This is a genomic window from Streptomyces sp. NPDC047022 (assembly GCF_040644155.1).
GTDB lineage: Bacteria > Actinomycetota > Actinomycetes > Streptomycetales > Streptomycetaceae > Streptomyces.
Window position 1 is genome coordinate 55,071 of the sequence record NZ_JBEYVV010000017.1, and the last position, 11,273, is coordinate 66,343.

The window sequence follows — 11,273 nt, forward strand, 5'->3', positions numbered from 1 at the left end:
ACAGCCTGTGGATCTCCGTTTCGTCCACAACCTGTGGAGATCGTCCATCCACGAATCCACAACCCGCTGAGCTGGGCGGACAGTTCGCCGACCCTGCTGCCTGTGGACACGATCTGGACAACTCCGCAGTCCCCAGGGTGTGGACGGAAGAAAGTCGGCAGATCTGTGGAGAGTGGCCGTAACCCGGCGAGTATTCGAACACCGGGTGTCCCGCGGAAGCGCGGAGTGCGTCCGGCGCCTTGAGCACCAGAACGCGGAAAGGCGCCCTCGGGAGAGTCCCGGGGCGCCCTCGGTGTCGCGCGGGTGCGGCCGTCAGCCGTTCTTGATGCGGTTCGTCAGCTCGGTCACCTGGTTGTAGATGGAGCGCCGCTCGGCCATCAGCGCGCGGATCTTGCGATCGGCGTGCATCACCGTCGTGTGGTCGCGGCCACCGAACTGCGCGCCGATCTTCGGCAGCGACAGATCCGTCAGTTCGCGGCACAGGTACATCGCGATCTGGCGGGCGGTCACGAGCGCACGGCCGCGGGAGGTGCCGCACAGGTCCTCCACCGTGAGCCCGAAGTAGTCCGCGGTGGCCGCCATGATCGCGGTCGCGGTGATCTCGGGAGCCGAGTCCTCGCCTCCGGGGATGAGGTCCTTGAGGACGATCTCCGTCAGACCGAGGTCCACGGGCTGGCGGTTGAGCGACGCGAACGCCGTCACCCGGATCAGCGCGCCCTCCAGCTCACGGATGTTGCGCGAGATGCGGGAGGCGATGAACTCCAGCACCTCCGGCGGGGCGTTGAGCTGCTCCTGCACCGCCTTCTTGCGCAGGATCGCGATCCGCGTCTCCAGCTCGGGCGGCTGGACATCGGTGATCAGTCCCCACTCGAAGCGGTTGCGCAGCCGGTCCTCCAGGGTGACCAGCTGCTTGGGCGGCCGGTCCGAGGACAGCACGATCTGCTTGTTGGCGTTGTGCAGCGTGTTGAAGGTGTGGAAGAACTCCTCCTGGGTCGACTCCTTCTGCGCCAGGAACTGGATGTCGTCGACCAGCAGGATGTCCATGTCGCGGTAGCGCTTGCGGAACGCGTCCGCCTTGCCGTCGCGGATGGAGTTGATGAACTCGTTGGTGAACTCCTCGGAGCTCACATAGCGCACGCGCGTGCCCGGGTAGAGGCTGCGCGCGTAGTGCCCGATCGCGTGCAGCAGGTGCGTCTTGCCGAGCCCCGACTCGCCGTAGATGAAAAGGGGGTTGTACGCCTTCGCGGGTGCCTCGGCGACGGCGACAGCGGCGGCATGCGCGAACCGGTTGGAGGCGCCGATGACGAATGTGTCGAAGAGGTACTTCGGGTTGAGGCGCGCAGTGGGCTCGCCCGGTCCGGTGGCCGGAGCCGGCTGTGCGGCCAGTGGACCCGGGGCGCCGGTGGTGGGGCCCCGCCCGACCGGACCGCCCCTGTGTACCTGGCCGTTGCCGGAGGAGGAGTCCGGCAGCTCGCGCCGGTCGGGCCGTGGCTGGTCGTAGTCGGGACGTGCGCCGTCGTAGTCGGGTCGCGGCTGCTCGTATTCCGGGCGCTGCTGTTCATAGGGCGGCCGGTCCAGCGACTGCGTGCGGTAGTCCGGTGCGGGCGACGCGTAGGGGTCGCGCTCGGGGAAGCCGAGACGCTGCTGCTGCCAGCCGTAGTCGTCCTGACCGGGACGCGGCCAGGCACCGGGCTCGGGACGCTGGTACTCGCCCGGGTAGGCCGGACGCGCGGTGGGCAGCTGGTCGCCGGGGTTGGTGGGGAGCTGTTCCGGGCGCCCGACGCGGTGGCCCTCGACACGATGGCGGCCGTATCCCTCGTAGCCGCCCTGGCCGTCGTACGGGTCGCGGCTCTGATGGGGCGGAAGTTGAGGTTCCTCGTAGCGCGGCTGGGCCGGCGGGGACGCGGCCGGGGGCTCGCCCGCCGATTCGTCGACGGTGATCGCGATACGGATGGGACGGCCGCACTCACGGCTCAGCGTGTCGCTGACGACCGGTGCGAGCCGGCCCTCGAGGACGCCCTTCGCGAATTCGTTCGGCACCGCGAGCAGGGCGGTGTCCGCCACCAGCGCGAGAGGCTGGCAGCGCTTGATCCAGTGCTCGTCCTTGGCCTCGACCCCCGGTCCCCGCCCCTCACCGAGAAGCTGCTCGAGTACTCGCGGCCACACTGCGGCAAGATCGGCGGGTACGTCAGCCACAGGGCACGCTCTCTCACAGGTCCCACGAACGTGTGGTCGCGGGAGTGTCGGGATCCAAATCGGATGGGGCAGGGACAACGGAACGAATCGGAGTCCAGCCACGGTAGTCAGGGCAACCGGTACGGTTCAAGTTGTTGTCCCCAGCCTGTGGACAAGTGTCTCCCACGGGTCGTTGGTTTGACCGGATGGCGTAGCCCCGCGTACCGTGACCAGGTCGAGTTGTCGATGGCTGCTGCCGCCTGCCTCCGATGGGCACAGATCACGCTTCAGTGTTCCGACCAGGGCACATTTCGGTGATCGGGAAGCGGTGCACTCGGGCGTATTGCGAGCTACTCGTGGGCGCACGGTGACAGCCAGACGACACCCCGCCAACCGTCGAATCATTTCTGGAGCCCCCGAGTGAGCAAGCGCACCTTCCAGCCGAACAACCGTCGTCGCGCGAAGACCCACGGCTTCCGGCTGCGTATGCGCACCCGTGCCGGCCGCGCCATCCTGGCGTCTCGCCGCGGCAAGGGTCGCGCCCGCCTGTCCGCCTGATCGCGTACAGGTCATGACGTGCTGCCTACCGAGCATCGGCTGAGGCGGCGCGAGGACTTCGCGACCGCGGTACGCCGAGGACGTCGGGCCGGACGCCCGCTTCTCGTCGTCCACCTTCGCAGCGGTGCCACGGACCCGCACGCGCCTGGGGAGAGCGCTCCCCTGACGCGTGCGGGTTTCGTCGTGAGCAAGGCCGTGGGTGGAGCGGTCGTACGCAACAAGGTGAAGCGCAGGCTTCGCCATCTGATGCGTGACCGAGTGGCCCTGTTGTCCCCCGGTAGCCTTGTAGTCGTACGAGCGCTGCCCGGTGCGGGTGACGCCGACCAAGCACAGCTGGCCCGAGACCTGGATGCCGCCCTTCAACGGCTACTGGGAGGAGGGGGCGCGCGATGAAGTACCCGCTGCTGGCTCTGATCAAGCTCTACCAGTGGACGATCAGTCCGCTGCTCGGGCCGGTCTGCAAGTACTACCCCTCGTGCTCCCACTATGGCTACACGGCCATAGACCGGCACGGTGCGATCAAGGGGACGGCACTCACCGCCTGGCGCATCCTGCGGTGCAATCCGTGGTCGCTCGGTGGTGTGGACCATGTCCCGCCACGCAAGCGTCCGCGGTGGCACGAAATGCTGCGTGGCGCCTGGCGTGCACGCAAGGGCGGGCCCTCCGCCGCTGAACCGGCCACCGAGGGGGACGCCCCCTCGAGCCCGGTCGCAGAGACCTCGTCCCATGCCCAAGGAGCATGATTAGTGGACACGATTGCCAGCCTCTTCAGCTTCATCACCACACCCGTCTCCTGGGTCATCGTCCAGTTCCACTCGGTGTACGGGAAGATCTTCGGTCCCGACACGGGCTGGGCCTGGGGCCTGTCCATCGTGTCCCTGGTGATCCTCATCCGTATCTGCCTGATCCCGCTCTTCGTGAAGCAGATCAAGGCAACCCGGGCCATGCAGACGCTCCAGCCCGAGATGAAGAAGATCCAGGAGCGCTACAAGAACGACAAGCAGCGCCAGTCCGAAGAGATGATGAAGCTGTACAAGGACGCGGGCACCAACCCGCTCTCCTCGTGCCTTCCCATCCTGGCGCAGTCCCCGTTCTTCTTCGCCCTGTACCACGTGCTCAACGGCATCGCGTCGGGCAAGACCATCGGCGTCATCAACCAGCCGCTGCTCTCCAGCGCCCAGAAGGCCCACATCTTCGGCGCCCCGCTGGCCGCCAAGTTCCTCGACGGCGCCGACACGGTCCAGAAGCTCGGCGCCTCGCTGACCGACGTCCGTGTCGTCACCGCGATCATGATCATCCTGATGTCGGCGTCGCAGTTCTACACACAGCGACAGCTGATGACGAAGAACGTCGACACCACGGTGAAGACGCCGTTCATGCAGCAGCAGAAGATGCTGATGTACGTCTTCCCCATCATGTTCGCCTTCTTCGGCATCAGGTTCCCGGTCGGTGTCCTCGTCTACTGGCTGACCACCAACGTGTGGACCATGGGCCAGCAGATGTATGTGATCCACAACAACCCGACCCCGGGTTCCAAGGCCCAGGCCGCCTACCTGGAGCGCCTGACCAAGCACGTCGAGCACCACGGCAAGATCCGCAAGCGGAGCGAGAAGGACATCGTCAAGGCGATCGTCGCCAAGGGCCGCGAGCGCAACGAGTTCGAGCGCAAGTTCATCAACAGCCTGAGCAAGGCGGGCCTCGCCGCCCAGCCCGACGGCACCGTGGAGAAGGGCGAGGCGGTGGCCGTCGCGACCGCCGAGGACGGTACGCCCCTCACCGACGTGGCTCCCAAGCGTCAGCAGCCCAAGCGTCAGACCAAGGCCCAGCGCCAGTCGGGCGGTGCAAAGGCCGCCGACGAGCCGGGTACGCCGTCCACGTCGCTCAGCAAGTCCGACGAGCCCGAGGACGCCAAGCCGGAGAGCCCCACGCAGGCCGGTGGCGCCAAGAAGTCGGCTTCCCAGCCCGGCAACGGCGCGCGCAGCAAGGCCCAGTCCGGCCGCAAGGGTCCACAGCGGCCCAAGTCCCCGTCCAAGAAGTAAGCGTCCAAGAAGTAAGAAGGAGTCCATCCCGTGACGGAAGGCACCACCTCCGCCGCTGCCGAGGGCGCAGACACCCTGAACCGCCTGGAGCAGGAGGGCGAGATCGCGGCGGACTACCTCGAGGGTCTGCTCGACATCGCCGATCTCGACGGTGACATCGACATGGACGTCGAGGCCGACCGCGCGTCCGTGTCGATCATCAGCGACGCCGGCAGCCGTGATCTGCAGAAGCTGGTCGGCCGGGACGGCGAGGTGCTGGAAGCGCTCCAGGAGCTCACGCGCCTGGCAGTGCACCGGGAGACCGGTGACCGCAGCCGGCTGATGCTGGACATCGCGGGCTACCGTGCCAAGAAGCGCTCGGAGCTCTCGGAGATCGGAGCCGAGGCGGCGGCTGCGGTGAAGAGCACCGGTGAGCCCGTGAAGCTCAAGCCGATGACGCCGTTCGAGCGCAAGGTGGTGCACGACGCGGTCAAGGCCGCGGGGCTGAACAGCGAGTCCGAGGGCGAAGAGCCGCAGCGGTTCGTCGTCGTGCTGCCCGCCTGATCCGGTCAGAAAGTTTTTCCGGCCCCGTCTGTAGCGCAGACGGGGCCGAACTTTGTCAGCCTGGTAGTCCTCGCGGCTGTGGTCCTGAGCGGTCCCGGCAGCCGGTGGTCCCTGATAAGCCCTGGTGTTCTGCGCTCAGTGCGCTCATGCGGTACGGAAGGACGGTCCCCGTGACGGAGGCAGCAGAGCTTCCCCCTGCGCCCGAGCAGGCACGCGACGTGTTCGGTGATCGCTTCGCGGATGCGGTCCGCTACGCGGAGCTGCTCGCCGAGGCAGGTGTGCAGCGAGGTCTGATCGGCCCACGGGAAGTGCCCCGGCTGTGGGAGCGGCACATCTTGAACTGTGCTGTGCTCTCGGAGGTCGTCCCCGAGGGGGTGACCGTGTGCGATGTAGGCTCGGGTGCCGGACTGCCGGGAATCCCGCTCGCACTCGTCCGTGACGACCTCAGGATCACGCTGCTCGAGCCCCTGCTGAGGCGCACCAACTTCCTCACCGAAGTCGTCGAGCTGCTGGGGCTCGATCATGTGACCGTCGTCCGTGGTCGCGCGGAAGAGGTCATGGGCACACTTCCTCCGGTCCATGTCGTGACCGCACGTGCCGTCGCGCCGCTGGACCGGCTGGCCACCTGGGGCATTCCACTGCTGCGTCCTTACGGGGAAATGCTGGCGCTCAAGGGCGACACTGCGGAAGAGGAGCTGAAGAGCGCGGCCACCGCTCTGGCCAAGCTCGGAGCCGTGGGGACATCGGTTCTGCATGTCGGCGAGGGAGTCGTGGAGCCGCTGTCGACAGTGGTGCGCGTAGAGGTCGGGGAGAGCCCGGGCGGCGTGCGCTTTGCGGCGAAGCGAGCGAAGGCGGCCCGGACAGGACGGGTGCGCCGCCGACGTTGACCGCCGTGGTGCGGCGGCAGGTGTGACGCGGAGGCCGGGTGGCTGGCGATTCGTCTGCCTGGCCGACTGCGGCCGGCTGTGGCCGATCCAACCCGTCTTATGCGGCATAAGCTGTCAAAACCGCGCATCTCGGAGAGTCGTATCTCGGAGTGTCGCGGAGATTCGGCCGGAGCTGCTGTGCATCGTGTTTCACGTGAAACGTCGCTCACTCCTGCACGGCATCATCAGTCGAGGCCGGGCCGCGGCCGAACCCCGAGAGCGTAAGCCCCTTGGATCCCCCAGGGGTCCGTCCACTCGTGGTACTTCGTCCCCGCGCAAGGGCGCGGAGTTGTCCACAGAGGTGGATTTCTCCACAGAAGAACAGACCTCACTGGTTCACGACCCCAAAGGCATGGGAGGCTCTGTTCATAGCGAGCCTGAAGTCGAGGAGAGTGAATCCTTGCGGTCCGACGCCAACATCGCGGGACCGATGACCGATCCGGTCCCCGGTCCCCGTACCGAATCGATGGGGGAGGATGTTTCACGTGAAACACCGCCCCCGATGGACGACACTCCCATCGGTCGCGCCGCCCAACTTGCCGTGGAGGCGATGGGCCGAGCCGGTGAAGGCTTGCCACGGCCCGAGCAGACCCGTGTCATGGTGGTCGCCAACCAGAAGGGCGGGGTCGGCAAGACCACGACGACGGTGAACCTCGCTGCGTCTCTCGCCCTGCACGGTGGCCGAGTCCTGGTGGTCGACCTCGACCCTCAGGGAAATGCGTCCACCGCCCTGGGAATCGACCACCACGCCGAAGTCCCGTCCATCTACGACGTGCTGGTCGAGAGCAGGCCCCTGGCAGAGGTCGTCCAGCCGGTCCCGGATGTCGAAGGTCTCTTCTGTGCTCCGGCGACGATCGATCTCGCCGGTGCCGAGATCGAGCTGGTATCCCTGGTGGCTCGGGAGAGCCGGCTGCAGCGGGCGATCCAGGCGTATGAGCAGCCGTTGGACTACATCCTCATCGACTGCCCGCCCTCACTGGGACTGTTGACGGTCAATGCGCTGGTCGCCGGCCAGGAAGTGCTCATTCCGATCCAGTGCGAGTACTACGCCCTGGAAGGACTGGGCCAGTTGCTCCGCAATGTCGACCTGGTCCGAGGGCATCTCAACCCCTCCCTGCATGTGTCGACCATCCTGCTCACCATGTACGACGGACGGACGCGTCTGGCGTCCCAGGTCGCGGAAGAGGTGCGCACCCACTTCGGTGACGAGGTCCTGCGGACGAGCATTCCTCGCTCCGTCCGTATCTCCGAGGCTCCCAGCTACGGGCAGACGGTATTGACCTACGATCCTGGATCGAGTGGCGCACTCTCCTATCTTGAGGCGGCACGTGAAATCGCGCTGAAGGGTGTTGGCGTCCACTATGACGCGCAGCAGGCCCACGTCGGCGCACAGACGGAACAGAGCATGGTGGAGGGGATCCAGTGAGCGAGCGACGGAGGGGGTTGGGTCGTGGCCTGGGCGCGCTGATCCCTGCTGCCCCGACAGGTGAGAAGGCGGCCGCTCCGGGTGGGGCGGGGAGCGGTTCGTCCACCTCGGCGGCGGCAACGCTGACGACCGACCGCGGCGTCGCGGCCGCGAAGGTGGCGACGCTTCCGGCTGTTTCACATGAAACAGAGGAGCCCTCGGCGCACGAAGCCACCGAGACCTCCATGCCACCCCTCGGTGCCCACTTCGCCGAGCTGCCCCTGGACTCCATCACCCCGAACCCCCGGCAGCCTCGTGACGTCTTCGACGAGGATGCCCTCGCCGAGCTGATCACCTCCATCAAGGAGGTCGGTCTTCTCCAGCCCATCGTGGTGCGGCAGGTGGGCTCGGGACGCTACGAGCTGATCATGGGTGAGCGCCGCTGGCGGGCGTGCCGTGAGGCGGGCTTGGAGTTCATTCCGGCGATCGTGCGGGCTACGGACGACGAGAAGCTCCTTCTGGACGCCCTGCTCGAGAACCTGCACCGGGCCCAGCTGAATCCGCTGGAAGAGGCAGCCGCCTATGACCAGCTCCTCAAGGACTTCAACTGCACCCACGATCAGCTCGCGGACCGAATCGGCCGGTCGCGGCCTCAGGTTTCCAACACCCTGCGGCTGCTGAAGCTGTCGCCGGCGGTCCAGCGCCGGGTTGCCGCCGGGGTGCTCTCCGCGGGCCACGCTCGGGCGCTGCTGTCCGTCGAGGACTCGGAGGAGCAGGACCGGCTCGCCCATCGGATCGTCGCCGAGGGTCTGTCCGTGCGGGCTGTGGAAGAGATCGTCACCCTCATGGGGTCTCGGCCGAAGAGCGCACCCCGTGCCAAGGGACCGCGCGCCGGTGCTCGGGTGTCCCCTGCGCTGAGTGACCTCGCGACCCGGCTCTCGGACCGCTTCGAGACCCGGGTGAAGGTCGACCTCGGCCAGAAGAAGGGAAAGATCACCGTCGAGTTCGCGTCGATGGAGGATCTTGAGCGAATCCTCGGTTCGCTCGCCCCGGGAGAGGGACCTGTCCTTCAGAGGAGCCTTCTCGACGACGCCTCCGAGGAATCCGAGGACTGAGTCTCCGCGGGTGGCTCGACGTTCCGGCCAGTAGGCCAGGAGAGCGGATCGTGTCCGGTGTGTACCGGAACACGGTCCGCTCTTTGCTTTCACTCTGTATCGATGGAATCGCATCATGGATACGATGCGCTCGGGTATGGCGCATCCACCTGGCAGGACCTTCATCGGGGAGGCGGGGCCATGCGAACCATGAGCCGTACCGGACTGCTGACCGCGGGCCTGAGCCTGGGAGCGGTCGGCGGGTTCGTCGGCAGCCTGCTCAGGGAGCGGAGCACTCTCACAGCCGCCCGCGACGCCGCGGGCGAAGGAAGCGAGGAACAGCCTTCATGGGGCGTCGGCTCGTACCGCTCACGCTGGACAACCTTCCGGATCTTCCCAGCCGCTGTCGCGCGTGTGTCTTCTGGGAACTGGACCCAGTCAGCGGTGAGGCCGCGGTAACGGCCGGAACCGCCGCATTGGAGAAGGAGTCGTGGATCTCCGCCGTCCTGCTGGACTGGGGGTCCTGCGGCCGGGTGGTCTATGTGGACGACGTACCGGTGGGCTTCGTGCTGTACGCACCGCCCGCCTATGTCCCGCGGTCCACGGCATTTCCCACGAGCCCGATATCGCCGGATGCGGTGCAGCTGATCACCGCCTTCGTCATGCCCGGATATCAGGGGCAGGGACTCGGTCGTGTGATGGTCCAGACGGTCGCCAAGGACCTGCTGCGTCGGGGCTTCAAAGCGATCGAGGTGTTCGGCGACGCCCGCTGGAAGGAACCGGCGTGTCTGCTGCCCGCCGAGCATCTGCTGGCGGTGGGCTTCAAGACGGTGCGCACACATCCGAGGCATCCGCGGCTGCGGTTGGAGCTGCGTACGACGCTCTCTTGGAAGGAAGACGTCGAGCTGGCGCTGGACCGGCTTCTGGGAGCCGTACAGAAGGAGCCGGTGTTGCGCCCGCTGTGAGGGCTCGGCGGCGCGCTCGTGGCTGATCCTGGCTTCCGCTTCCCGAGGCATGCGATGTGACATGCGAATGGGCCAGCCCCCCGAGGGCTGGCCCATTCGTGTTTCACGTGAAACATCACCGCCTTGGCCGCGGCGCCGTCTACTCGGCGATGAAGTCCTCGAGGTCACGGACGATCGCGGCCTTCGGCTTGGCGCCGACGATGGTCTTGGCGACCTCGCCGCCCTGGTAGACGTTCAGGGTCGGGATCGACATGACACCGTACTTGGCGGCCGTGGCGGGGTTCTCGTCGATGTTGAGCTTGACGACCTCGATCTTGTCGCCGTACTCGGCAGCGATGGCCTCGAGTGACGGGGCGATCTGGCGGCACGGACCGCACCAGGCAGCCCAGAAGTCCACCAGGACAGGCTTGTCACTCTTGAGGACGTCCTGCTCAAAGGTGCTGTCGGTTACGTTCTTGAGGGTGCCGGCCACGGCGGGCTCCTTAACTCGGTGGTGCGGTGGGGGTGATCGGAAGGGGATCAGGCGGAGGCCTTCTCGGCTTATGCCTGCTGCTCGCTGTCGGCGAGGGCAGCGAGGAAGCGCTCGGCGTCGAGGGCGGCGGAGCAACCGGTGCCGGCCGCGGTGATCGCCTGGCGGTAGGTGTGGTCGACGACGTCGCCGGCGCCGAAGACGCCAGTGACGTTGGTCCGGGTCGTGGGAGCTTCCACCTTGAGGTAGCCCTCGTCGTCGAGGTCGAGCTGTCCCTTGAAGAGTTCGGTGCGTGGGTCGTGGCCGATCGCGATGAACAGGCCGGTCACCGGCAGCTCGCTGAGCTCTCCGCTCTTCAGGTTGCGCAGCGTCAGGCCCTCCAGCTTCGGGCTGCCCTTGATCTCAGCCACCTCGCTGTCCCAGACGAACTTGATCTTCGGGTCGGCGAAGGCGCGATCCTGCATCGCCTTGGAGGCGCGCAGGGTGTCACGGCGGTGGACGATGGTCACGGACTTGGCGAACCGGGAGAGGAAGGTGGCCTCCTCCATCGCGGTGTCACCGCCGCCGATCACGGCGATGTCCTGGTCCTTGAAGAAGAAGCCGTCACAGGTGGCGCACCACGAGACTCCGCGCCCCGAGAGGGCGTCCTCGTTCGGCAGGCCCAGCTTGCGGTGCTGGGAGCCAGTGGCGACGATGACCGCCTTGGCCATGTGGACCGTACCCGTGGTGTCCGTGACGGTCTTGATCTCGCCGTTGAGGTCGACGGAGACGATGTCGTCCGGAACGAGCTCGGCGCCGAAACGCTCGGCCTGGGCCCTCATGTTGTCCATGAGCTCAGGTCCCATGATGCCGTCCTGGAAGCCGGGGAAGTTCTCCACCTCGGTGGTGTTCATCAACGCGCCACCCGCGGTAACGGCACCCTCGAACACCAGCGGCTTGAGCGATGCGCGGGCGGTGTACAGCGCGGCTGTGTAGCCGGCGGGCCCGGAGCCGATGATGATCACGTTACGGACGTCGCTCACGGCTTGATTCCTCGTCTCTGGGGACTGCTGCTGCTCTGTGGAGGTTGGCTCGGTACTTCCACCCCACCCAACGGATC

General features: G+C 66.9%; 12 protein-coding genes. 9 read left to right on the top strand and 3 right to left on the bottom strand.

What is annotated here, in order from left to right; genetic code table 11:
- Window positions 1-312 precede the first annotated feature (312 nt).
- Window positions 313-2,196, bottom strand: coding sequence for a chromosomal replication initiator protein DnaA (dnaA, locus tag ABZ845_RS19220; RefSeq protein ID WP_360980862.1), 1,884 nt, complete (start codon window positions 2,194-2,196; stop codon window positions 313-315).
- A 399-nt stretch (window positions 2,197-2,595) separates the two neighbouring features.
- On the opposite strand from dnaA, the gene rpmH reads away from it, so the two are divergent.
- The 9 genes from rpmH (at window position 2,596) to ABZ845_RS19265 (ending at window position 9,705) form a co-directional block, all read left to right on the top strand.
- On the top strand, window positions 2,596-2,733 hold the full coding sequence (rpmH, locus tag ABZ845_RS19225; RefSeq protein WP_003949374.1) for a 50S ribosomal protein L34: 138 nt from the start codon (window positions 2,596-2,598) through the stop codon (window positions 2,731-2,733).
- An 18-nt stretch (window positions 2,734-2,751) separates the two neighbouring features.
- Complete coding sequence (gene rnpA / locus ABZ845_RS19230) at window positions 2,752-3,126, top strand: ribonuclease P protein component (RefSeq protein ID WP_360980865.1); 375 nt, start codon at window positions 2,752-2,754, stop codon at window positions 3,124-3,126.
- Window positions 3,123-3,476: a membrane protein insertion efficiency factor YidD gene (gene yidD, locus ABZ845_RS19235; RefSeq protein WP_360980868.1), complete on the top strand. Its 354-nt coding sequence runs from the start codon at window positions 3,123-3,125 to the stop codon at window positions 3,474-3,476. The genes rnpA and yidD overlap by 4 nt, the downstream gene beginning before the upstream one ends.
- 3 nt (window positions 3,477-3,479) lie before the next feature.
- On the top strand, window positions 3,480-4,772 hold the full coding sequence (gene yidC / locus ABZ845_RS19240; protein ID WP_360980871.1) for a membrane protein insertase YidC: 1,293 nt from the start codon (window positions 3,480-3,482) through the stop codon (window positions 4,770-4,772).
- A gap of 30 nt (window positions 4,773-4,802) precedes the next feature.
- The gene (locus ABZ845_RS19245; RefSeq protein ID WP_360980874.1) at window positions 4,803-5,315 is read left to right on the top strand and encodes a R3H domain-containing nucleic acid-binding protein; all 513 of its coding nucleotides are present in this window, start codon (window positions 4,803-4,805) and stop codon (window positions 5,313-5,315) included.
- A 170-nt stretch (window positions 5,316-5,485) separates the two neighbouring features.
- Window positions 5,486-6,202 carry a 16S rRNA (guanine(527)-N(7))-methyltransferase RsmG gene (gene rsmG / locus ABZ845_RS19250; protein WP_360980877.1) on the top strand — a complete coding sequence of 239 codons (717 nt, stop codon included), beginning with the start codon at window positions 5,486-5,488 and terminating at the stop codon, window positions 6,200-6,202.
- A 391-nt stretch (window positions 6,203-6,593) separates the two neighbouring features.
- Entirely contained in the window at window positions 6,594-7,667 is a 1,074-nt protein-coding gene (locus tag ABZ845_RS19255; protein WP_360981052.1) for a ParA family protein, read from the top strand.
- Complete coding sequence (locus ABZ845_RS19260) at window positions 7,664-8,761, top strand: ParB/RepB/Spo0J family partition protein (RefSeq protein WP_360980880.1); 1,098 nt, start codon at window positions 7,664-7,666, stop codon at window positions 8,759-8,761. Before ABZ845_RS19255 ends, ABZ845_RS19260 begins: the two co-directional genes overlap by 4 nt.
- A gap of 326 nt (window positions 8,762-9,087) precedes the next feature.
- Window positions 9,088-9,705: a GNAT family N-acetyltransferase gene (locus ABZ845_RS19265; protein WP_360980883.1), complete on the top strand. Its 618-nt coding sequence runs from the start codon at window positions 9,088-9,090 to the stop codon at window positions 9,703-9,705.
- A gap of 139 nt (window positions 9,706-9,844) precedes the next feature.
- On the opposite strand, the gene trxA is transcribed toward ABZ845_RS19265, so the two are convergent.
- Window positions 9,845-10,177 (bottom strand): thioredoxin, encoded by a 333-nt coding sequence (gene trxA, locus ABZ845_RS19270; RefSeq protein WP_360980886.1) that lies wholly within the window; start codon window positions 10,175-10,177, stop codon window positions 9,845-9,847.
- Window positions 10,178-10,245: 68 nt separating this feature from the next.
- The gene (trxB, locus tag ABZ845_RS19275) at window positions 10,246-11,196 is read right to left on the bottom strand and encodes a thioredoxin-disulfide reductase (protein ID WP_360980889.1); all 951 of its coding nucleotides are present in this window, start codon (window positions 11,194-11,196) and stop codon (window positions 10,246-10,248) included.
- Between the last annotated feature and the right edge of the window lie 77 nt (window positions 11,197-11,273).

Bases quoted from the DNA above. Each gene is read 5' to 3' on its own strand.
- yidD (WP_360980868.1), top strand. From the start codon at position 3,123: ATGAAGTACCCGCTGCTGGCTCTGATCAAGCTCTACCAGTGGACGATC.
- ABZ845_RS19255 (WP_360981052.1), top strand. From the start codon at position 6,594: ATGGGAGGCTCTGTTCATAGCGAGCCTGAAGTCGAGGAGAGTGAATCC.
- ABZ845_RS19265 (WP_360980883.1), top strand. From the start codon at position 9,088: ATGGGGCGTCGGCTCGTACCGCTCACGCTGGACAACCTTCCGGATCTT.